Source organism: Thermus brevis (genome assembly GCF_026427635.1).
GTDB classification, from domain to species: Bacteria; Deinococcota; Deinococci; order Deinococcales; family Thermaceae; genus Thermus; species Thermus antranikianii.
Window position 1 is genome coordinate 1,487,957 of sequence record NZ_CP102606.1, and the last position, 21,640, is coordinate 1,509,596.

The window sequence follows — 21,640 nt, forward strand, 5'->3', positions numbered from 1 at the left end:
CATGGACGCCACCATCCTCAGCTTCCTCCTTTTGGACGGATTGCAAAACGGGGTGGTCTACGGCCTTCTGGCCCTGTCCCTGGTTCTGGTCTTTGCCGTCACCCGGGTGATCCTGGTGCCCATCGGGGAACTTTTGATGTTCGCCCCCCTTTCCCTGGTGTGGCTCCTCGAGGGCAAGCTCCCCGGCACCCTGTGGCTGGCCCTGGTCCTGGGAGGGGCCTGGGCCCTCATGGCCCGGGGCCGGGGAGCCCTTCTGCCCCTTGTGGGCGGGGTGGGGCTTTTCCTCCTCTTCCTTCTGGCTAAAGAGGTTCCTCCCTTGGCCTATCTGGCGGCGGTGCTCCTCGTGGTGTACCTGGGGGTGGCCACCTACCGGGTCTTCTTCCAGCCCATGCGGGGGGCCACGGTGCTTTCGCTCCTCATCATGGCCGTGGGCCTTCACGTGGCCTACCAGGGGCTTGGCCTGGTCTTCTTTGGTCCCGAGCAGTTCCGTCCTGCCCCTCTTCTTTCGGGGGAGGTGGTGGTGGGCCTCTCCTGGCAGGGGGTTCTGGTCCTCCTCTTCGCCGCTTTGAGCCTGATGGCCCTTTACCTCTTCTTCCGTTTCTCCCTTTTCGGAAAGGCGCTGTTGGCGGCGGCGGAGAACCGGCTTGGGGCCAGGCTCTTGGGGATACGCCCGGAGGAAGCGGGGATGGTGGCCTTCGGCATCGCCAGCCTCTTGGCGGCTTTTTCCGGGCTTCTCTTGGCCCCCCTCATCAACGCCGCCTACTTCATGGGCTTCATGCTGGGGCTTAAGGGGTTCGTGGCCGCCATCCTGGGGGGGCTTGCCAGCTACCCGGTGGCCTTTTTGGGAGCCCTCCTTGTGGGCTTCTTTGAGAGCTTCACCAGCTTCTACGCCAGCGCCTACAAGGAGGCCTTGGTCTTCCTACTCTTGGTGCCCGCTCTCTTCTACCAGAGCCTGCGGGCGCGAACGGTGGAGGAGTGATGCGCTACCTTTGGTTTTTGTTGCTCCTGTTGCCCCTGGCCCTGTCCCCCTTTCCCTACTACCTCACCCTCCTGAACTTCTTCGCCCTCTCCGCCATGGTGGCCCTCTCCCTGTACGTGCTCACGGGTCTGGCAGGGATGACCAGCTTTGCCCAGGCGGCCTTCATGGGCATGGGGGCCTACGCCACCGCCCTCCTCACGGTCAAGGCTGGGCTTTCCCCTTGGCTTGGGCTCGGGGCCGGGCTCTTTTCCGCCCTTCTTTTGGCTTTGCTCCTGGGTGCCCTGACGGTGCGGCTTAAGGGGCATTTTCTTCCTCTTTCCACCATCGCCTGGCAGGTGGCCCTGTACATCCTGGCGGGGAACCTGGTGGGGCTTACCGGGGGACACACTGGGCTTACGGATCTCCCCCCGATCCACTTCTTCGGCATCTCCCTGGACACCGGCTTCCGCTACGCCTTCCTCACCCTTTTCCTCCTGGTCCTCCTGGTCCTGGCCCTTTACAACCTGCGCCAAAGCCGTATCGGGCGGGCCCTTTTGGCCCTGAGGGGGGATGCCCTGGCGGCGGCCAGCTTCGGCGTGGACCCGGCAGCCCTCAGGCTCAAGGCCTTTTTGCTCTCGGGGGTCATAGCCGGCCTGGCGGGTTTCCTGTACGCCCACTTCCTGCGCTTCGTCAACCCCACGCCCTTTTCCCTGGAGGCTTCCATCAAGTACCTGGTGATGGCCGTGGCCGGGGGGGTGGGGAGCATTCCCGGGGTGATGCTGGGGGCGGCCTTTTTCACCGGCCTCGAGGACTGGTTAAAGGATCTCCTGCCCCTCCTCTTGGGGCAACAGGGCAACTACGAGACCATCGGCTATGGCCTCATTCTGGCCCTGATCCTCATCCTGGCCCCCAAGGGCCTCTGGCCCATGGTGGAGCGGTACCTGCCGAGCCGGGACCTAGGGCTACCCAAGGCGGAACCCCTTTCCCTCAAGAGCCCCGACGGCCCCCGGGGTGAGGTGGTTCTGGAGGTCCAGGGCCTGCAGAAGTCCTTCGGGGGACTGATGGCGGTGGCAGGGGTTTCGTTCGACCTGAGGCGGGGGGAGATCCTGGCCTTGATCGGCCCCAACGGGGCGGGGAAGAGCACCACCTTCAACCTGGTGGCGGGGGCCTTGCTCCCCGACCGGGGCCAGGTCCATCTTTTCGGTAAGGAGATCACGGGGCTTCCTCCCTACCGGATCCACTCCATGGGTCTGGGGCGCACCTTCCAGCACCCGCACCTTTTCCTGGAGCTCACGGTGCTGGAAAACGCCGCTTTGGGTACGTACAGCCGTACCCGGGCGGGCTTTCTCCAGGCGCTGCTGGGCCTTTCCCGCAGGGAGGAGGAGCGGGCCTTGGCCACCGCCTACCGGGCCTTGAAGCGGGTGGGGCTGGAGTCCTTGGCCCTGGAAAAGGCGGAGCGCCTTTCCGTGGGCCAGCAGCGCCTGCTGGAGATCGCCCGGCTCCTGGCCTCGGGGGCCGAGGTGCTCCTCCTGGACGAGCCCGCCGCGGGGCTCAGGGCCCAGGAGAAGCGGGAGCTTGCCTCCCTCCTCCGCTCCCTGGCCAGGGAGGGCTACACGGTGCTCATCGTGGACCACGACATGGACCTCATCATGGGCCTGGCAGACCGGGTGGTGGTGATGAACTACGGGGAGAAGATCGCCGAGGGCACGCCCAAGGAGGTCCAGAGGAACCCCTTGGTGCGGGCGGCCTACCTGGGAGAGGAGGAGGTGGCATGAGTCTCCTTTCCGTTCAGGGTCTCACCGTGCGCTACGGGCCCCTCGAGGCGGTGCGGGAGGTGAGTTTCTCCCTAAAGGAGGGGGAGGCCCTTACCCTCATCGGCCCCAACGGAGCGGGGAAGACCAGTGTCCTGAGGGGGCTCTTGGGCCTGGCCCAGGCGGAGGGGAAGGTCGTCCTGGACGGGGAGGAGGTGCGGGGGCGAAGCCCGGAGGCCCTTCTTTCCCGGGGTCTGGTGCTGGTGCCGGAGGGCCGGGCCCTCTTCCCCGGGCTTTCCGTGGAGGACAACCTCCTCCTGGGAGGCTTTACCCGTTTTCGCCGCAGGGAGAACCTGAGGCCGGACCTGGAAAGGGTCTACACCCTTTTCCCCAGGCTTTTGGAAAGGAGGAGGCAGCCCGCCGGCACCCTTTCCGGTGGGGAGCAGCAGATGCTGGCCATCGGCCGCGCCCTTATGGCCAGGCCCCGGCTCCTCCTCCTGGACGAGCCCTCCCTGGGCCTGGCTCCCCTGATGGTGCAGGAGATCTACCGCATCCTGAGGGAGCTTAAGGGCCAGGGGACCACCCTCCTGGTGGTGGAGCAAAACGCCAAGGTGGCCTTGGCCTTGGCCGATCGCGGGCTGGTCCTGGAAGCGGGGGAGGTGGTCCTCGAGGGGCCCGCCGAGGCTCTACGGCAGGATCACCGGGTGGTGGAGGCTTATTTGGGGCTTTCCCAGGAGTCGGACGTGGCGGTTACGCCGAGCGAGCACCTGGAGGAGGGGTAGGGAATGGGGCAGGCTGCTTCCCAGGGCGAACACCAGGAGGATGCCTTCATGCGGACCTTGGGCCTTCAGATTCAGCACCTGGCCCCGGGGGAGGCGGTGGTGGCCGGGGTGGTGGGGGAGGCGCACTTAAACCTCCACGGCACCGTGCATGGAGGATTTCTCTACGCCTTGGCGGATAGCGCCTTCGCCCTGGCCTCCAACTCCCGGGGGCCCGCCGTGGCCCTATCCTGCCGCATGGATTACTTCCGTCCCCTTTCCGCCGGAGCGCGGGTGGAGGCGAGGGCCCAGGAGGTCAACCTCTCCCGGCGCACCGCCACCTACCGGGTGGAGGTGGTGTCCGAAGGGAAGCTGGTGGCCTTATTCACGGGAACGGTGTTTCGCCTGGGAGGGGATGCCTTTCCCGGTTCAGGGGAAGGGCTACCTTCCGGGCAGAACGCTTGGCACAAGGAGGAGGGATGATGTACCAACCGGAATTGGAAACCCTACCCAGGGAAAAGCTGAGGGCTTTGCAGGAGGAAAGGCTTAGCAACATCGTGGCCTACGTGTACGAGAGGGTGCCCTTCTACCGGCGGCTTCTGGACGAGGCAGGGGTGGACCCGAAGGGAGTGCGGACCCTCGAGGACCTCCCTAAGCTCCCCTTTACCAAAAAGGACCACCTCAGGGAAAACTACCCCTTTGGCCTTTTTGCCGTGCCCCGGGAAAAGCTGGCGCGCATCCACGCCAGCAGCGGCACCACCGGCAAGCCCACCGTGGTGGGCTACACCAAAAACGACCTCCAGGTCTTTGCGGAGGTGGTGGCCCGTTCCCTGGCCGCGGCGGGGGCTAAGCCGGGGATGATGCTCCACAATGCGTATGGTTACGGGCTTTTCACCGGGGGCTTAGGTCTGCACGGCGGGGCGGAGGCCTTGGGAATGACAGTGGTCCCCGTTTCCGGCGGCATGACGGAGCGGCAGCTCATGCTCATTCAGGACTTCCGCCCGGAGGTGATCTCCTGCACCCCCTCCTACGCCCAGACCCTGGCGGAGGAGTTCAGGAAGCGGGGGGTTTCCCTGGAGGAGCTTTCCCTAGAATACGCCGTGCTGGGCGCTGAGCCCTGGACCGAGACCATCAGGAAGCAGGTGGACGAGGGGCTTGGGGTGAGGAGCACCAACATCTACGGGCTTTCCGAGATCATCGGTCCCGGGGTTGCCAACGAGTGCGTGGAGGAACGGCAGGGGAGCCACATCTGGGAGGATCACTTCCTGCCCGAGGTGGTGGACCCGGATAGCGGCGAGCCCCTTCCCGAGGGCAAGGTGGGGGTTCTGGTTTTCACCACCCTCACCAAGGAGGCCATGCCCCTCTTGCGGTACTGGACGGGGGACCTCACCTTCCTCACCTACGAGGCCTGCTCCTGCGGCCGCACGCACGTGCGCATGGGCCCCATCCTGGGCCGCACCGACGACATGCTCATCATCCGCGGGGTCAATGTGTACCCCACGCAGGTGGAGGCGGTGCTTTCGGGCATACCCGAGGTGGAGCCCTACTACCAGATCGTGGTGCGGCGGGAGGGTACCCTGGACGAGGCCGAGCTCAAGGTGGAGGTTTCCGAAGCCTTCTTCCAGGAGATCGGGCGCAAAGCCCTTTCCGATGAGGTCATCGAGGCGGACCACCGCCTCCACGCCCTGAGGGAGAAGGTGGCCCACAAGATCAAGGACAGCATCGGGGTGAGCATGAAGGTAACCCTCCTGGCCCCGGGGGAGGCCCCGAGGAGCGAGGGGGGGAAGCTGAGGCGGGTTCTGGACCTGCGCAAGAAGTAGCCATGCGTTCCATTCCCCCTGGCTTCCAGGCGGTTTTTGAGACCGTGGTCACCCCCGAGATGACCGTGAACTTCGAGGAGCTCGGCCCGGTCCACCCCGTTTACGCCACCTACTGGATGGCCAAGCACATGGAGCTGGCCGGACGCAAGATCATCCTCCCCTTCCTGGAGGAGGGGGAGGAGGGAATCGGCAGCTACGTGGAGGTGCGCCACCTGGCCTCGGCGCTTCCGGGAATGCGGGTGAGGATCGTCGCTTATCACGAGCGCACGGAGGGGAACCGGGTCTACGCCAGCATGGAGGCCTACAACGAGCTTGGGGACCTGATTGGCCGGGGGCGCACGGAACAGGTGATCCTCCCCAAGGAGAAGGTGGAGGCCCTCTTCGCCCGGCTGCGGGAGAGGTGGGAGGCTAGGGGAAGGGTCTAGCACTGCCCCACCTTGGCTAAAGCCAAGGTGGGGGCCCCGGCAAAACCTTTCCTAAAGCTTCAGGGGTCTACCCGCAATAAGCAGGTAGACCTCCTGGGCTGCCTTCGCCAGCAGGGCGTTCACCTCTCCCAAGAGGTCCCGGTAGCGCCGGGCCAGGGGGCTTGCGGGAACGATCCCCATCCCCACCTCGTTGGAGATGACGATGACCCGCTTGCCGCTGGAGGAGACCGCTTCCAGGAACCGCCGGGCTTCCGCCAGGGGATCGCGGTCCCTTTCCAGAAGGTTGGAAACCCAAAGGGTGACGCAGTCCACCACCACCGTGGGGTAACGGGCCCTTTGCAGGGCTTCCACCAGGTCCAAGGGTTCTTCCAGGGTTTCCCAGGTGGGGGGACGTTCCGCCCGGTGGCGGGCGATCCTGTTCGCCATCTCCCCATCCCGGGCCTCCGCGGTGGCGATGAGGGAGACCCAGGGACCGGCAAGCCTTTGGGCGTGGCGGCTTTTCCCGCTCCTGGCCCCGCCCAGGAGGAGGATGAGGCCAGGGGGAGGTGGGGGGTCAAGGGAGTCCTCTTTCCCCCTGGGCGCTGGGGAGGGGTTTGGCCTAAGCCCCAGGTGGCGGTGGAGATGCTCGAGGTCCAGGTGCTCCTCTAGGGCGTCGGCCAGCTGGTCCAGGACTGCCTCCAGGGCCTTGGCCTCCTGGCCGAAGAGGGCCCGCTGCACCCCAGGGTTTTCCAAAAGGCCGTGGAGCCAGGTGGCGAGAAGGGGCCCTTCCTGGTGCACCAAGGGGATCCCCTGGCCGTGGTGGATCTCGTAACCCTGGGCCCTCAGGCCGTTCAACCTGGCCCAGAAGCCGGAAAGCTCCCGGAAGACCACCCCGGCCGGGCGTACGGTTTTCTCCCTGAGCATCCGCACCTGGAAGGGAAGGAGGCCTAGGCCCGGGAAAACCCCCTTGGCCTCCACCCCCTCCTCGTCAAGGATGGCCTGGGCCAGCATCTCCGCTCCCCCGCAGATGGCCAGCACAGGTTTTCCCGCCTCGAGGTGGGCCCGCAGGAGGGGTAGGAAGCCCTGGAGCCAGGCCAGGTCCCTGGCGGGCAGGCGGCTTCCCGGGAGGATTAGGAGCTCGGCTCCCTGGGCCTCCTCGGGGGTACGGGCGTACACAGGCTGGGCCAGTTCCGAAAGGGGCCAGAACTCGTCCAGGTTGGAGGCATGGGGGTAGCGGAGGATGGCCACCTTTGGGCCCAGGCTCTTGCTCGGGCGGTGGCGGAATCCATCCTCCTCGGGTAACTCCAGGGGAAGCATGGGCAGGGTGCCCAGGACCGGGATTCCCGTCCAGCCCTCCAGGAGGCGGTAAGCGGGTTCCAGCAAGCGGATGTCCCCCCGGAACTTGTTGAGAATGAGACCAAGGAGCCTTTCCCGGTGCTCCCCCAGCAGGGCCCAGGTGCCGTAGAGGGCGGCCAGGGACCCTCCCTGGTCCACGTCGGCCACCAGGAGGGCCTGGGCCCCCGCCCACTCCGCCACCTGAAGGTTGGGGAGGTCCGGCCAAAGGTTCCGCTCCACCGGGCTTCCCGCTCCCTCCAGGACCAGGAGGTCGAACTCGTTCCCCAAGGCCTCCAGGGCTTCCCGTACGGGAGCCTCCAGATGGGGTCTTCGCTCCTTCCAGGAAAGCCGGGAAAGAAGGGGGTCCACCCGGCCCAGGACCACCACCTGGCTTCCCTCGAGGCCCATGGGCTTGATGAGGATGGGATTCATGCGGGGGTCGGGTTCGGTCCCTGCCGCCACCGCCTGGAGCCACTGGGCGCTGGCCATCTCCCCGCCCGCCACCACCCGGGAGTGGTTGGACATGTTCTGGGCCTTAAAGGGAGCTGCCCGGAGGCCCATGCGCTTAAAGTGCCTGAGGAGCCCAGCGGTGATGAGGCTTTTCCCCACCCCGCTTCCCGTTCCCCAGATGACGAGCGCCTTAGCCTTCACCCTAAACCTCCGAAACCGGTGCGAAGGGGGTCTTGGCCAACGTGCAAGCCTTCTCTGTTCCCTCCCAGCCGTTCTGGGCCTTCAGGCTTGGCCCAGTGGGCCGAGGTGCCCTAGGCGAGGGGAACCAGGGCCGTGTTTTAAGCCATCCCTTTTCCACGCTCATCAGGGTTCAATCCTCCATCAGGTCCTCGCGGCCAGGGTCTCGGCGAGGGCTGCCAGGAGGGCCTCTATAGCCTCCTCTCTTTGGGCAGAAAGCCTTAGCCACTCGGGCAGGCCAAAGCTGGTGGCGTCCCTTACCCGTATGCCCTTTTCCCTTAGCCTCCTGGCCACCTCCGTGGCCTGCCCCACCCGCACCAGGAGGAAGTTGGCTGGGCTTTCCCACACCGGTAGGCCTAGCTCCCGTAGGCCCTGGGCCAGGAGACGGCGCAGGCGGATGAGCTCCTTTTTGCTCTCCTCCAACCACCCCTGGGCCTCCGGGTCCAGGTGGCCTAAGAGGAGGGCCTCCCCGTAGACGGAAACCGGCCAGGAAGGGGCCAGATGGCGGAAGGGAGTGAGGTCTATGGGGGCCAAAAGGTACCCGGCCCGTATCCCAGTGAGGCCGTGAGCCTTGTTGGGGCTGTACAGGCGCCAAGCGCCTTGGGGCAGGGGAAACGGCTTTTCCATAAGGGGGTAGTAGGCCAAATCCAACACCAAGGCCCCCCCGGCCCGTTGTGTGGCCTCCTCCAGGAAGGGGTACACCTCCCCCGTGGGGTTGTTGGGCACGCAGAGGAAGGCCAAGGAGCTCTGGGGTAGAAGCCTCAGGAACTCCTCCGGGCTTCCCGCCTCAAAAAGGGGCAGATCCAGGGCCCGCGCAGCCCTGGCGTACTCGCTGAAGGTGGGCCTGAGGAGGAGGATGGGGCCCCTGAGGTGGTTCCAGCGGGCCAGGCGGTGGATGAGTTCGCTGGTGCCCGTGCCCACGGCCACATGGCTTTCCGGAACCCCGTGGGCCTCGGCCAGAAGGCGGTGGGTTCTATGGTAGAGGGGGTCCGGGTAGCGGCTTGGATCGGCCTGCCTGAGGTACTCCAGGATCACCGGGTTGGGCCCCAGGGCGTTGGCGTTGGTGGAGAAGTCGTAGAGGGGCTCAGGACCCCCATCGGGCCCGCCGTGGATGGGCCTCAGCGCATCGTCCAGCATGGCTACATGCTACGCCCCTTTTGCTCCTCCGGAGCGTGGCCTGGCCCTAACCCCTGGCCCGCACCAGCCAGGCGGAAAGGCCCATGAGGCCTGTAAGGAGCAAGAGGGTGGCGGCGAAGGCCAGGCGGTGGTTGGGCAGGACGGCGTAGAAGAAGGCCAGGGAACCCCCGGCCAGGGCGCTTCCCAGGGCTTGGCCCAGGGCCCGGGCCACGGACAGGGCACCCGAGGCCAGCCCCTCGAGGCCCCCAGGCGCCAGGGAAAGCACCAGGGCGTTGTTGGCCGCTTGAAAAAGGGCCCGTCCTATCCCCAGGAGGAGGAGCCCCAAGGCCGAGCCCCAGAGGGGATGCCAAAGGGGCAAGAGGGCGAAGCCCACGCCCGCGGCCACCAGGAGGTAGGCCCCGAGGAGGGCCATGCGGTTGTACCCCAGGCGGTCTGCGGTGCGGCCGGCCCAGGCACCCAGGAGGAGAAGTTGCAAGGGGTTGAGGAGGAGAAGGGTGCCGATGGCGCTGGGGGAGAACCCCTCTGCCCCCAGGTGGAAGGCCAAGGCCACGGTGGTGCCCAGGGTGTGGAGGAAGTACAGGGAGGTGGCCGCGAGGGCCTGAAGGAACCCAGAGGCCTCGAACAAGCGCCTTAGAGAGCCTTCCTGCCTGGGAAGTTCCGGAAGGTTGCCTGAGAGGAAGAGGGCGAGAAGCCCCACGGGAAGGGGGAGGAGAAAGACATAGGAAAGGCCCCAGGTGGCGGCCAAGCCCCCAAGGGCAGGGCCCAAGAGGGTGCCGGTGGCCACGGTGCTGGCCACCATGCCCATGGCGTAACCCCGGGCCTGGGGAAAGGCGCTGGTGGCCAGGCCGGGCACCAGGCCCACCACCATGGCGGTGGCCACTCCCTGGGCCAGGCGGAGGAGGATGAGGTAGGGAAGGCTCGAGGCCAGGGCTAGGGCCAAGGCCAAGGCCGCGTGCAGGATCAGGCCCAGGCGGAAAAGCCGCGCGGCACCCAGGTGGCGGGCCAGCCAGGCCACGGGCAAATAGGCCAAGGCCGCTCCCAAAAGCCCAGCGGAAACCGCCTGCTGGGCAGTATCCGGACCTACCCCGTAGATCCGGGCCAGGAGGGGGAGGGCAGGGGCCAGGCTGCTTTCGCTCACCGTTCCGAGGAGCACGCCGAAGAGGAGGGCCACGAGCCTCGAGTCCACGGGAAAAGCCTACCCATAACCGGGCCAGGGTGGGTAGGGCACGAAGCGGTGTAGACCTCCGGACCTTACACCTTTCCACGTTTCCATGCCCCGAGGGAAACTGGGGGCGTGGGTACGCACACGCAGGTGTATCTCCTTTCCGAGGCCCGGGGCCTTTCCCGGGATCTCTTGGGCGGCAAGGGGTTTGGGCTGGTGGAGATGGCCCAGGCGGGGCTTCCCGTTCCCCCGGCCCTCGTCATCACCACGGAGGCTTGCCGCCGCTTCCTCAAGGAGGGGGCGGTGCCGGGCCTGTGGGAGGAGGTCCGGGCCAAGCTGGCGGCCCTCGAGGGCCTAGTAGGCAAGCGCTTCGGCAAAGGGGAGGGGAGCACCCCTCCCCTTTTGGTTTCCGTGCGCAGCGGGGCCCCGGTGTCCATGCCCGGGATGATGGACACCATCCTCAACCTGGGCCTCTCCTTGGAAGGAGTGGAAAGCCTGGCCCGGGCCACGGGGAATCCCCGCTTCGCCTGGGATGCCTTCAGAAGGCTCCTTTCCATGTACGGGGAGGTGGTCTTGGGGGAGAGGGCGGAGGTCTTTGAGGGCATGCTCTCCGCCTTGAAGGAGAAGCGGGGTGTGCAAAGCGACACGGAGCTTTCCCCCGAGGACCTCGAGGCGCTTTCCTTCCAGTACCTGCGCCATCTGCAAGAGCGGGGTACGCCCTTCCCCATGGACCCCTGGCTTCAGCTGCAAGGGGCCATCGAGGCGGTCTTCCGCAGCTGGCTGAATCCCCGGGCCAAAACCTACCGCCGCATCTACGGCATCCCGGAGGACCTGGGCACGGCGGTGGTGGTCCAGGCCATGGTCTACGGGAACCTGGGGGAGGACTCGGGGACCGGGGTGGGCTTTACCCGCAACCCCGCCACCGGGGAGAAGGGCCTCTACGGGGAATACCTGCGGAACGCCCAGGGTGAGGATGTGGTGGCGGGTATCCGCACCCCCGAGCCCCTTTCCCGCCTCAAGGAGTACGCCCCCGAGCTCTACGGGGAGATCGAGCGGGTGGCCCACCTCTTGGAGCGCCACTTCCGCGACATGCAGGATTTTGAGTTCACTGTGGAACGGGGGAGGCTCTACCTGCTCCAAACCCGCTCCGGCAAGCGCACGGCCCAGGCCGCAGTGCGCATCGCCGTGGAGATGGCGGAGGAGGGCCTGATCAGCAAGGAGGAGGCCGTGCTCCGGGTGGAGGCCAACGCCCTGCCCGGCCTCCTCAAGCCCACCGTGGACCGGGAGAAGGCTCCCAAACCTGTTCTGCGGGGCCTTCCCGCAAGCCCAGGGGCGGCGTTCGGCCATGCGGTCTTCAGCAACGAGGCGGCGGAGCGCTACGCCGCCCAAGGGCTTCCCACCATCCTGGTGCGCCCGGAAACCACCCCCGAGGACATCACCGGCATGTACCTTTCCAAAGGAATCCTCACCGCCCGGGGGGGCTTGACCTCCCATGCGGCGGTGGTGGCCCGGGGCCTGGGGGTGCCGGCGGTGGTGGGGGCGGAAGCCTTGAGGGTGGTTCCCGAGGAAGGTCGGGCCTGGGTGGACGGCCTGGAGATCCGGGAGGGGGAGCTGCTTACCCTGGACGGGAGCACCGGGGAGGTTTACCTGGGGGCAGTGCCCCTGGCCGAGGCGACCGGGGAGGAGCTTTTGCATAAGCTTCTTTCCTGGGCGGAGCCCCACCGTTCCCTGGGGGTCAGGGCCAACGCCGATACCCCCCTGGACGCCGAAAGGGCCCGGGCTTTCGGCGCCGAGGGGATCGGGCTTTGCCGTACCGAGCACATGTTTTTCCAGGAGGAACGCCTGCCTTGGGTTCGGCGGTTGATCCTGGCCCGCACCCCGGAGGAGGAAGCCGAGGCCTTGGAGCGGCTTTTCGTCTTCCAAAAGGAGGACTTCAAGGGCATCCTCAGGGCCATGGATGGCCTCCCGGTAACCGTACGCCTCCTGGATCCTCCCCTCCACGAGTTCCTGCCCTCCCTCGAGGAACTGAAGGCGCAGGCGGAGGACGGGGACGAGGAGGCCAAGGCCCTTTGGGAGCGGGCCAAGGCCCTGGCGGAGCAGAACCCCATGCTGGGCTTTCGGGGCATCCGGCTTTTGCTCCTCAGGCCGGGCATCTTCCGCATGCAGCTTCGGGCGCTCCTGGAGGCGGCCAAGGAGCTAAGGGAGGAGGGTTTTGATCCCCGCCCTGAGGTCATGGTTCCCCTGGTGGCGGATCCCAAGGAGGTGGAAAGGGCCAAGGCCCTGGCGGAGGAGCTTTTCCGGGAGTACGGCCCCATTCCCTTCGGCACCATGGTCGAGACTCCAAGGGCGGCCCTTCTGGCTTCGGAGATCGCTCCCCTGGTGGACTTTTTCAGCTTTGGCACCAACGACCTCACCCAGATGGCCTTTGGTCTTTCCCGGGACGATGCCGGGAAGTTCCTGCCCCAGTATGTGGAGGAAGGGCTTTTCCCCTTCGACCCCACGGAGCGCCTGGACGAGAAGGGGGTGGGAAGGCTTCTTCGGCTTGCGGTGCAGGAAGGAAAGCGGGCTAACCCCAGGCTTAAGGTAGGGCTTTGCGGGGAACACGGGGGCGAGGCCCGCAGCGTGGCCTTTGTGGCCGACCTCCTGGATTACACCTCGGCGAGCCCCTTCAGGGTGCTTACCGCCCGGCTTGCCGCAGCCCAGGCGGGGCTTCGGGCCTCGAGGTACGCAGGTGCGTGAGCGAGGACTGGGTCCTGCAGGGGCGAAGCCTCAAGAGGAGGTTGTAACCACCCAGGTAGCGTACCTTCAGCAAGCTAGGTCGGCCATTGTTGCCTTGAAAGTCCCGGTTGCCGGGCCTAGGGGCCCGGTGGGGCTTTATGCTGGCTTGTACTTTGGGCCAGACATGGGTGGATGGGGTGGAGTAGTCTTTATGTTGGGGTCTTTCGCCTATCTTTCAGCTCAGGATAGTGGAGTGTATCCTCCCGCCAGTGGCGGTTAACCTCTTCGTGAGCGCCCGGAACAGCGGTTTGCCTATCGAGCAAATTTGCTGAAAAGTTTGGCCCTTTGTCTTGGCTTCGGTGGCAGGCCTCTTGCTTTTGGCCTATTGGCCAGTCATGCGGCGAGTCTTATGGGGTGGTTAGCCTTCCCGCTACTGCCTTATGCCCTGGGCTATGCCCTTTCGTACCTGTTGCGTTCTGCCAATGCCGTTTTGGCAGACCCATTCGCTGGGTACCTCGGGCTCTCCCCAGCAGTCTAACGGCCTCCTTTTACCTGGCCTTCGCCCTAGGTCTGCTTCCCTTGGGCTGGCTCTGGGACAAGTACGGTCCACGCAGGAAGCCTTTCTCTCCTGTTTGTTGTGGGTCTTGGTGTCCTTCTCTTTGCCCTGGGCCTAGGGTTTGCCCTTCTGTTGATTGGACGTGCCCTCATGGGAGCCGGTGTAGCCTTGGCGTTAGTGGATGCTGTAAGGGTTTACCAGCTCGCATGCCCTCTCACATGGGCGCCTTGGGCGGGTTTACCGTGATCTTGGGAGGCTTAGGCGGGCTTTTGGCTTTGGGACATTTCAGCGGGAGAAAGAAAGGCTGGGATTTGGTGCTTTTCCTTGTGGGATGCTGCACGTGCGGACAATTTACGAACGAAAACTTGCTTGTATGTCTGGCGGGGCGTATAGTGTCAAGCGAACGAGGCTTAAAGGAGGAGAAACATGATGAGGTTCCTGCTTTGGCTGTTGGTTTTGGGGGGCGTGACGGTACTGGGGCAGCAGACCAGGCCCGTTTCAGATCCGGCGGTTGTGGAAGCTGCTCGAAAAGAAGGAAGGCTGATCATCTACTCCTCCACCGACCAAAGCAGTGCTCAAGCTCTCTTAAACGACTTCCGCAGCCTTTATCCATTCATCCAGGTCGAATACAACGACTTGGGTACCCAACAGATTTACGACCGCTTTGTCAGTGAGACCGCTGCCGGGGCGCGAAGTGCAGACTTTTTGTGGTCCAGCGCCATGGAGCTTCAAGTGAAGCTGGCCAGCGAAGGTTACGCATTGGCTTACGACTCTCCTGAGGCAAAGAACTGGCCAAGCAATGCTCGTCTGGAAAACCTTGCTTATGGCACCACCATGGAACCGGCGGTGATCGTTTACAACAAGCGGTTCCTCAAGCCCGAGGAGGTGCCCACCACCCGTGAGGGCCTGGCCCGATTGATACAGGAACTCCGTATGCGAGGGCGTGTGGCCACGTGGGACCCTGAGCGAAGCGGCGTGGGCTTCACCATCCTTAAAGCTGACTACGACCGCTTTCCGGCCTTCCAGGAGTTGGCCCGGGCCTTTGGAAGGGCGCAGGCTGCACTCTACTCTTCCACCGGAGCTGCTTTTGAAAAGGTGATCTCTGGCGAGCACTATATGGCCTATGGCTTTTTTGGTTCTTACGCCCTTCTCCGGCAGCGCACGGTGAAGGACCTGGGAATTGCCTATCTAACCGACGGAACGGTGGCCATTCAGCGTGTGGCGTTTATCAGCAGGAGGGCAGCCCATCCCAACGCTGCCAAACTGTTCTTGGACTATCTCTTGTCCTTAAGAGGGCAGAACTTGATGGCCTACACCGCTCTTATTCACGCACGGCGGGAAAGCGTGGTGGGAGAAGCCTCACCTAAGGCCATCTACCAGGCGGTGGGCGGAAAGGATAAGTTGTTCGTCATTCCCGTATCGCGGGACATACTTAGGAATCTAGATCCGGCTGAACGGCTCCGTTTCCTTACCTTCTGGCGGCAGGCGGTTAAGGGTCAGTAGGGGTGGGGGGATGGAGGCAAGGGGGAGGCAGTTCAGAAAGGGGGGGAAGATTTGGCTTTTACCCTTGCTGGCTTTCCTGGTGGGGTTATTGGTTCTGGCCCCCATCGGGATTCTCTTGTACCAGAGCTTGCTAAGTGCTCCTTTCTTCGCGCCGGTCAAGCGCTTCACCCTCGAGGCCTACCGTTATGTCTTCCACGACCCCTACTTTTTTGAGGCCCTTAAGAACTCCTTGATGATTGGCTTGGGCATGGTGGCCTTGGCGGTTCCCTTAGGGAGCTTATTTGCCTTTCTCGTTGTTAAGACGGACCTCCCCTTTGCCCGCTGGTTTGAGCTTCTTCTCCTGGCCCCCATCTTTATTTCGCCCATTATCTTGGGCATTGGGTTCATCGTGGCTTTTGGGCCTTCGGGGTTTGTTTCTGGCTGGGTGGCTTCTCTCCTTGGTGGGGTGCCGTGGACCATTTACACGGTGCCTGCTATTGCGGTCATTGCTGGGCTTACGCACGTACCTTACGTGTACTTGTATGTGGCGAGCACCATTCAGAACGTGGACGCCTCCTTAGAGGAAGCTGCTCGGGTAGCGGGTGCAGGGCCTTTTCGGATGGCGATGACCGTTACCTTACCCCTGGTACGGCCCGCCCTCATTTACAGTGGCATCCTCATGCTTCTCCTGGGTTTTGAGCTCTTTGGCCTTCCTCTCGTTCTGGGGGATGCCAAGGGAATCATGGTGGTTACCACCTATCTGTACCGCCTTACCGCCATCACCGGTTCCTCGGCCTATCACCTGATGGCGGCGGTGAGCATCGCCATCGTTTCCATCGCCCTGCTCTTGGTTCTTCTACAGCGCTTCCTTTTGGGGAGAACGGAGGGCCGTTTTGTGGCTATGGGGACCCGTGGGCATCGTTTGGAACGCCTTCCCTTGGGTAGGTTGCGGTGGATGTGGGCTGGTGTTCTGAGTCTGTACCTCCTTGTGGCCGTGGTGCTGCCTATCCTAGGAGTGGTGTTACGTAGCTTGGTCATCAGCTGGGGCCCGGGGGTGGATTTCCTCGAGGTGCTGACCCTTGCCCACTACAGGGAGATCTTCACACTGCCCAACCTGAGCCGGGCGGTGACCAACACCCTTTTGGTGGCTTCTGTAGGAGGATTGCTATCCCTAGTCTTCTATCTCTTCGTAGCCTTAGGGATCCAGCGGGGCCAGGCTTGGGGGAGGTTCCTGGATTACCTTTCCGGGATCCCAAGGGCGGTGCCTGGTCTGGTAATGGGCTTGGCTTTTCTATGGGTATTTCTCTTTGTGAAGCCCTTAGCCCCTATCCGGGAAACGCTCCTTAGTTTGCTCATAGCGTACACCGTGGTCTGGACACCCTATGGGGTGCGACTCCTCACCGCTGCCCTTTTGCAGGTGGGGCGCGAGATGGAAGAGGCGGCTCGGGTGGCGGGGGCTTCGCCTGCCAGGGCTTTCTTGAACGGGACTCTACCCCTTCTGCGGGGGGGGCTTCTTACTGCCTGGTTTCTCTTGTTTATTCAGTTTGTGCGTGAGTACTCCACGGGTGTATACTTGCTGACCTCGGGAACCGAGGTTATAGGGGCCCAAATCGTGGCCCTGTGGGGTACGGGAGCAGTGGAGATCATTGCTGCCTTGGCCACGATACAGGTGATCATCGTGGGCTTGGTGTTCCTGCTGGCAAGCCGGATCGGTGTGAGGCCACAGGGCCTTTAGATGGGGAGCGGGTTCATGTACGAGACCGGATTTAAACCCATTGCCCAAGGAGTTGCCCATCCATTGGAAGTGGAGGGCCTGGAGGTTTCCCTCGGTGGAAACCTTGTTCTAAAGGGGGTATCCCTTCGCGTGGTTCCCGGGGAGATTGTGGCCCTTCTAGGGCCTTCGGGTTCAGGGAAAACCACCCTTCTGCGGGCGGTGGCCGGTTTGATCCAGCCTACCTCGGGGCGGATTGCCTTGGGATCCGAGGTGTTTTTCGATGGAAGAAAGGGGGTTTTCTTACCGCCAGAGAGGCGGAATTTGGGCTTGGTCTTCCAGTCCTATGCCCTTTGGCCCCACCGCACAGTATTCGATAACGTGGCCTACGGCTTGCGCCTTCGCCGGGTACCCGAGGACAGGGTGCGGGAGAGGGTATTGTCCCTGCTGGACCGCCTGGGGCTTACCGGGTTGGAACGGCGCTACCCAGGGGAGCTTTCCGGGGGGCAGCAACAGCGGGTTTCGTTGGCCCGGGCTTTAGCCTATGACCCCAACCTTCTCCTCTTAGACGAGCCTCTCTCCAACCTGGACGCCAAGCTAAGGGATCAGGCCCGGGTGTGGTTGCGGCAGACCTTGAAGGCAACCGGGAAGGCCGCCCTCTTTGTTACCCACGATCAGGCAGAAGCCATGGCCCTAGCCGACCGCATTGCCCTACTCAGAGAGGGGCTGGTCGAGCAGGTAGGTACGCCTGAGGAGCTTTACCGGTATCCCAGGACGCTTTTCGTAGCTGACTTCTTGGGAAACCCCAACGTGGTGGACGCCTTGGTGCTGGAAGTGGGGGACGACTTTGCCCGCCTTGAGCTCTCAGGGTTTCCGGTTCGTGCCCGTGTGATGGCTCCCCTGACCCCAGGCAGGTTGGCCAAACTGGTCCTTCGTCCGGAGGACTTGCGGATAGCTGCACCTGGTGAGGTGAACACCGTGGAGGGAGAATTGGCCCATAGCCTTTATCTGGGAGCCCAGTGCGAGCACTGGCTGCGGGTAGGGGATACCTTGCTGCGCTTTCAGTGGAAGCAGCCCTTAGTTGGTCCGCGAATCCAGGTGGCCTTCGACCCAGAGAAAGCCTTAGCCTACCCCGGTTAGGGCAATAATGCCCTTGTGGCGCGCGCACTTGGGCTACCCTTAGTGGTGTTGGCCATTTTCCTGGCCGCTTACACCGCCCTCGAGGCCAATCGATACCTGGCTAGTTTGCTCTTTCAGGAAGCCGAGGCTCTGGCCGCTTACTTTCAAGGAAAGGAGAATGCTTCCCTCCTGGGCGTGCGCGTGACGCAACAACCCGAAAGCTACCTACCCCTTATTGGGGAAACCTCCAAGACGTTTGCGCTAAAAGGGGGAGAAATCCGTGTGCTGGTGGCTGTACCCCTGGAGGAGGGTGCCTTGGAGGTGGAGCGCCGGGCCCGCCCATTTGTGCCCAGTGGATGGCCCAGTTTCTTTTTGACAGTGGTTGTAGGGGTTTGGGCCTGGCTTAGGTTAGATGGCCTAATTCGGAGAACCGTAGGTCTTCAAGTGGGTGCCGCGCGCGAACGCCTATCGGTACTAGGTGGAGCCTTGGACAACCTGGACGAGGGGGTGCTGGTTTTGGGGGAAGATCTGGTGGAACTCTTAAACCCGCGGGCTTTGGAACTCCTTGCTCTGCCCAAAGGAGCCATACCCCCTTTGTCCCTGGATAGGGTGTGGCCTGCCCTCCGGGAGGTGCTACGCCAAGGGGTGGGGGAAGCGATCCTGGCGCTTCCTAGCCACCGCCGGGCACGGGTGCGGATTTTGGGAGGGGGGACCCGGCAGGTGGTTGTTATTCAGGATCAAGCGGAACTCCTTCGCTTGGCGGAGTCCCTCACCCAAAGCCGACGGACTTTGGATCTACTGCGGGCGCAAGCCCATGAATTTCGCAACACACTTCACGTGCTGGGAGGTTTGCTGGAGCTGGGCAAGGTGGAGGAGGCTCTTAGGCTCATTCAGGGGGAACTGGGTGCCGAGGAGCATCTGGAGGCGCTTCTTTCCCATGTGGAGCTTCCCCTGGTGGCCGCTTTGCTCTTAGGCAAGGTCCGCAGGGCCCGTGAGCTAGGGGTGGAGCTGGAGGTGGAAGGGATCCTTCCCTTTCGATTTGCACCTTTAGCCGAGGTGTTGGTAGCTGCGGTGGGCCACCTCTTAGAGAATGCTTTGGAAGCCGCCTCCAGCCGGCCGGGGGGCAAGGTAGTGGTGCGTTTCCGGCAGGATAAGGGGTTGTGGCTGGAGGTTCGGGACAACGGCCCTGGTGTGCCCTCAGGGCTGAGCAAGGTTCTCTTCTCGCCAGGGGTAAGCGGCAAGGGCAGGGATAGGGGTTATGGCCTGGCCCTCACCCGCTCGCAAGTGGAGGCATATGGGGGTAGGCTTGGGTACTATAGGGAAGGCGGATGGACGGTATTCTACGCCCATTTCCCGGAGGCTCTGTGGGCCGGTGCCTAATCGTAGAGGACGATCGTCGGGTGGCTTCCTTGCACCGGGCTTTTTTGGAGGCTGAAGGCATCCAAGTGGTATATGTGGCTCAAGGATTTAGAGAGGCCCTGGAGGCCCTGGAATCTCTTCGAGATCTGGATTTGGTTCTTTTAGATCTTTACCTGCCCGATGGTCATGGTTTGGATCTACTGCCCAAGCTCCTGGGGATGTATACAATCGTGATCACCGCCGCCAAGGATGTGCCGACGGTGGAAAGAGCCCTTTTGGGCGGGGCCATGGATTATTTGGTAAAGCCTTTTAGTAGAAGCAGATTCCAGGAGGCTCTGGTGCGCTTTCGAGCTTTTGTTTCCCTGAACACCAAGAGGGAGGTGTCCCAACAAGACCTGGACCGGATTTTGGCTCGGCGGCGCTTCGATAAGGGCTTAGATCCCCTTACTCGGGAGGAGGTGCTAAAGGTACTCTCTGCTTCGGGGAAGCCTGTGACAGCTGAGGGTGTGGCCAAGGCCCTCGGAATCTCCCGGGTGACGGCCTGGAGGTACCTGGAAAGACTCCGCCAGGAGGGGGTGGTGGAGGTTCGTTCCTCGTATGGCCAACCGGGTAGGCCTTCCCGGATCTATCAACTGAAGGGCTCGCAGGATAACCTAGGGAGTCGGTAGGCGTTTGGATACCACGGCCCTCGTTCGACGCTTTCGGTTGCAGGGGTGGCCTCTGAGAATGCGGTGCTATGCCCAAACTTCGGCTACACGGCAGAGGGCGCTGGCCGGGATCTGTCCCAGGGCCTGGACTTTTCCCTTTCAGGCCGGTTCGTGCCGGTTGCTTTTGTTAGCATAGGATGACGCAATAGGACCAGAAAGAGTGTGGAGTTCCCGTAAGTTGGCTTCTGGTAGACTTACGTGCATCAGGGGGTAGTCCATGAGGCGAAGCCTGCTCGCCTATCTCGTCCTGGGGGTCTTGAGCCCGGTTTTGGCCCAGAAGCCACAGGTCCTCATCGGTACCGGGGGTGTGGGAGGGGTTTACTTTTACTACGGCACCGCGGTGGCGGAGATCCTCAACAAAGCGGGGGTGGTCCAGGCTCAAGCCATGCAGTCCGGGGGGTCCATAGAGAATCTCATGCTCCTGCGCGATCGCACGGATGCCTCGAGGGGTGTCTATTACTGCGGAACCGCCCTCCCCGATGCGGCCCTGATGGCCCATCAGGGGGAGGAACGTTTTCAAGGGAAGCCTGCCCCTGTGCGGATTCTCTTCACCATGTACCCCAACTACTTCCACGTGGTGACCACGGAGGGTAGCGGGATTCGCGTGCTTCAGGATTTGAAGGGGAAGCGGGTCTCCACGGAGGTGCCCGGGGGTATCATCGAGTACGAGGCCCGGATCCTAATGTCCGCTGCCCTTCCAGGGTTTGATCCACGGGTGCACTTTGCCAAATGGGAAAGGACCCGGGTGGCTGAAAGCGCCCAGATGCTTTCCGAGGGCAACCTAGATGCCTTCTTCTGGTCGGGTGGGCTCCCTACGGGGAGTATCGTGGAGCTTGCGGGAAGCCTTTCCCGGAAAGGAAAGCGCCTGTACCTTGTTCCGCTTCCCAAGGAGAGCACCTCGGTTCAGGTCCTTATGCGCCGCTTTCCCGGAGTGGTAGATACGGGGGTTATTCCCAAGAGTGTGTATAACACCCGCTACGATACGCCAACCCTTACCTTTTGGAACGTCTTTGTGTGCCCGGCTAGCCTTCCCGAGGACGTAGCCTACGGCATGGTCAAAGCTGTGTTTGAAAACCTTTCCGCCCTGCATGCGGCGGTGGCCCCAGCCCGGGACACCACCCTGGAAAACGCCGTGCGTTCCCGGGGAGGAAGGGTTCCCTACCATGAGGGAGCCATACGCTTTTTCCGTGAGAAGGGGGTCTGGCGCTGAGCCGACTGCCTTTTAGAAGGGTTTCACCTCTATCCCTGCTTCCTCCAGCGCCCTGCGCACCGCCAATGCCACCTCGGGGGCGTTGGGGTTGTCCCCGTGGATGCAAAGGGTTTCCGCCTTGACCTCCACCTCCCCGCCATCCAGGGCCTCGACTTTTCCTTCCAGCACCATCCTGAGGGCCCGCCTGGCTGCCTCCTTGGGATCGCTGATCCAGCTTCCCGGGAGGGAGCGGGGGGCCAGCTGGCCGTTTTTCAGATACGCCCGTTCGGGAAAAGCCTCGAGGACCACCCTCAGCCCTGCCCTCCGGGCCTCCTCCTCGTACACCGTGCCGGGAAGCACCACCAAGGGCACTTCGGGATCAAAGGCTTTCACCGCCTCGGCGATGGCCCGGGCGGTTTCCCGGTCGCGGCAGGCTCTGAGGTAGAGGGCCCCGTGGGGCTTCACGTGGTGAAGGCTTAGCCCTTCCGTTTTCAGGAAGGCGTAGAGGGCTCCTATCTGGTAGAGGACGTCCGCATAGACTTCCTCGGGGCTCAGGGCCATATCCCTGCGACCAAAGCCCACCAGGTCGGGGAAGCCCGGGTGGGCTCCCACCGCCACCCCATGGGCCTTGGCAAGGGCCACCGCCTCCCTTATGCGGGTGGGGCTTCCCCCATGAAAGCCGCAGGCCAGGTTCACCGAGGTCACCAGGGGGAAGATCTCCCGGTCGTGACCGTAGGTGAAGGCTCCATAGGACTCCCCAGCGTCGGCGTTGAGGTCTATGAACATG

The 21,640-nt window shown here is 63.5% G+C and carries 17 protein-coding genes; 13 read left to right on the top strand and 4 right to left on the bottom strand.

Features of this window, described 5'->3' with window-relative positions; translation table 11 throughout:
• The first annotated feature begins 1 nt into the window (after position 1).
• Genes KQ693_RS08175 through KQ693_RS08200 form a run of 6 tightly spaced genes read left to right on the top strand, consistent with a single transcriptional unit; the run spans position 2 to position 5,712 of the window.
• Positions 2–979 carry a branched-chain amino acid ABC transporter permease gene (locus KQ693_RS08175; protein ID WP_105317267.1) on the top strand — a complete coding sequence of 326 codons (978 nt, stop codon included), beginning with the start codon at positions 2–4 and terminating at the stop codon, positions 977–979.
• Positions 979–2,733, top strand: a complete 1,755-nt coding sequence (locus KQ693_RS08180; RefSeq protein WP_267260885.1) for a branched-chain amino acid ABC transporter ATP-binding protein/permease — start codon at positions 979–981, stop codon at positions 2,731–2,733. Before KQ693_RS08175 ends, KQ693_RS08180 begins: the two co-directional genes overlap by 1 nt.
• Complete coding sequence (locus tag KQ693_RS08185; RefSeq protein WP_135255808.1) at positions 2,730–3,491, top strand: ABC transporter ATP-binding protein; 762 nt, start codon at positions 2,730–2,732, stop codon at positions 3,489–3,491. The genes KQ693_RS08180 and KQ693_RS08185 overlap by 4 nt, the downstream gene beginning before the upstream one ends.
• 3 nt (positions 3,492–3,494) lie before the next feature.
• Positions 3,495–3,950, top strand: coding sequence for a hydroxyphenylacetyl-CoA thioesterase PaaI (gene paaI / locus KQ693_RS08190; protein ID WP_135255809.1), 456 nt, complete (start codon positions 3,495–3,497; stop codon positions 3,948–3,950).
• Entirely contained in the window at positions 3,950–5,287 is a 1,338-nt protein-coding gene (locus tag KQ693_RS08195; protein WP_267260886.1) for a phenylacetate--CoA ligase family protein, read from the top strand. Before paaI ends, KQ693_RS08195 begins: the two co-directional genes overlap by 1 nt.
• 2 nt (positions 5,288–5,289) lie before the next feature.
• Complete coding sequence (locus tag KQ693_RS08200; RefSeq protein ID WP_267260887.1) at positions 5,290–5,712, top strand: thioesterase family protein; 423 nt, start codon at positions 5,290–5,292, stop codon at positions 5,710–5,712.
• Positions 5,713–5,763: 51 nt separating this feature from the next.
• Here KQ693_RS08200 and KQ693_RS08205 read toward each other — a convergent pair whose 3' ends face one another.
• The 3 genes from KQ693_RS08205 to KQ693_RS08215 all read right to left on the bottom strand — a co-directional run bounded on the left by KQ693_RS08205 (position 5,764) and on the right by KQ693_RS08215 (position 10,036).
• Positions 5,764–7,677, bottom strand: a complete 1,914-nt coding sequence (locus tag KQ693_RS08205; RefSeq protein ID WP_267260888.1) for a cobyric acid synthase — start codon at positions 7,675–7,677, stop codon at positions 5,764–5,766.
• Positions 7,678–7,857: 180 nt separating this feature from the next.
• Complete coding sequence (locus tag KQ693_RS08210; RefSeq protein ID WP_267260889.1) at positions 7,858–8,850, bottom strand: pyridoxal phosphate-dependent aminotransferase; 993 nt, start codon at positions 8,848–8,850, stop codon at positions 7,858–7,860.
• A gap of 46 nt (positions 8,851–8,896) precedes the next feature.
• Positions 8,897–10,036 (bottom strand): MFS transporter, encoded by a 1,140-nt coding sequence (locus KQ693_RS08215; protein WP_267260890.1) that lies wholly within the window; start codon positions 10,034–10,036, stop codon positions 8,897–8,899.
• 108 nt (positions 10,037–10,144) lie between these two features.
• Here KQ693_RS08215 and ppdK point away from each other — a divergent pair, with 108 nt between their 5' ends.
• From ppdK to KQ693_RS08250, 7 genes are all read left to right on the top strand, one after another.
• Positions 10,145–12,751 carry a pyruvate, phosphate dikinase gene (gene ppdK / locus KQ693_RS08220; protein WP_267260891.1) on the top strand — a complete coding sequence of 869 codons (2,607 nt, stop codon included), beginning with the start codon at positions 10,145–10,147 and terminating at the stop codon, positions 12,749–12,751.
• A 961-nt stretch (positions 12,752–13,712) separates the two neighbouring features.
• A complete protein-coding gene (locus KQ693_RS08225) occupies positions 13,713–14,789 on the top strand; it encodes an ABC transporter substrate-binding protein (RefSeq protein ID WP_267260892.1) in 1,077 nt (358 codons plus the stop codon).
• 64 nt (positions 14,790–14,853) lie between these two features.
• On the top strand, positions 14,854–16,503 hold the full coding sequence (locus tag KQ693_RS08230; RefSeq protein ID WP_267260893.1) for an ABC transporter permease: 1,650 nt from the start codon (positions 14,854–14,856) through the stop codon (positions 16,501–16,503).
• A 15-nt stretch (positions 16,504–16,518) separates the two neighbouring features.
• On the top strand, positions 16,519–17,619 hold the full coding sequence (locus tag KQ693_RS08235; RefSeq protein WP_267260894.1) for an ABC transporter ATP-binding protein: 1,101 nt from the start codon (positions 16,519–16,521) through the stop codon (positions 17,617–17,619).
• Positions 17,620–17,634: 15 nt separating this feature from the next.
• Entirely contained in the window at positions 17,635–18,978 is a 1,344-nt protein-coding gene (locus KQ693_RS08240) for a sensor histidine kinase (protein ID WP_267260895.1), read from the top strand.
• Between the two features lie 44 nt (positions 18,979–19,022).
• The gene (locus KQ693_RS08245; RefSeq protein ID WP_267260896.1) at positions 19,023–19,625 is read left to right on the top strand and encodes a response regulator; all 603 of its coding nucleotides are present in this window, start codon (positions 19,023–19,025) and stop codon (positions 19,623–19,625) included.
• 256 nt (positions 19,626–19,881) lie between these two features.
• Complete coding sequence (locus KQ693_RS08250) at positions 19,882–20,874, top strand: TAXI family TRAP transporter solute-binding subunit (protein ID WP_267260897.1); 993 nt, start codon at positions 19,882–19,884, stop codon at positions 20,872–20,874.
• Positions 20,875–20,886: 12 nt separating this feature from the next.
• Here the strand turns inward: KQ693_RS08250 and KQ693_RS08255 are convergent, their stop codons facing one another.
• Positions 20,887–21,639, bottom strand: coding sequence for a LamB/YcsF family protein (locus KQ693_RS08255; protein ID WP_267260898.1), 753 nt, complete (start codon positions 21,637–21,639; stop codon positions 20,887–20,889).
• Position 21,640: the final 1 nt, after the last annotated feature.

Excerpts from the sequence above, each read along its gene's own strand:
- KQ693_RS08175 (WP_105317267.1), top strand. The coding sequence starts at position 2 with ATGGACGCCACCATCCTCAGCTTCCTCCTTTTGGACGGATTGCAAAAC.
- KQ693_RS08180 (WP_267260885.1), top strand. The coding sequence starts at position 979 with ATGCGCTACCTTTGGTTTTTGTTGCTCCTGTTGCCCCTGGCCCTGTCC.
- KQ693_RS08185 (WP_135255808.1), top strand. The coding sequence starts at position 2,730 with ATGAGTCTCCTTTCCGTTCAGGGTCTCACCGTGCGCTACGGGCCCCTC.
- paaI (WP_135255809.1), top strand. The coding sequence starts at position 3,495 with ATGGGGCAGGCTGCTTCCCAGGGCGAACACCAGGAGGATGCCTTCATG.
- KQ693_RS08195 (WP_267260886.1), top strand. The coding sequence starts at position 3,950 with ATGTACCAACCGGAATTGGAAACCCTACCCAGGGAAAAGCTGAGGGCT.
- KQ693_RS08200 (WP_267260887.1), top strand. The coding sequence starts at position 5,290 with ATGCGTTCCATTCCCCCTGGCTTCCAGGCGGTTTTTGAGACCGTGGTC.
- KQ693_RS08210 (WP_267260889.1), bottom strand. The coding sequence starts at position 8,850 with ATGCTGGACGATGCGCTGAGGCCCATCCACGGCGGGCCCGATGGGGGT.
- KQ693_RS08225 (WP_267260892.1), top strand. The coding sequence starts at position 13,713 with ATGATGAGGTTCCTGCTTTGGCTGTTGGTTTTGGGGGGCGTGACGGTA.
- KQ693_RS08235 (WP_267260894.1), top strand. The coding sequence starts at position 16,519 with ATGTACGAGACCGGATTTAAACCCATTGCCCAAGGAGTTGCCCATCCA.
- KQ693_RS08250 (WP_267260897.1), top strand. The coding sequence starts at position 19,882 with ATGAGGCGAAGCCTGCTCGCCTATCTCGTCCTGGGGGTCTTGAGCCCG.
- KQ693_RS08255 (WP_267260898.1), bottom strand. The coding sequence starts at position 21,639 with ATGTTCATAGACCTCAACGCCGACGCTGGGGAGTCCTATGGAGCCTTC.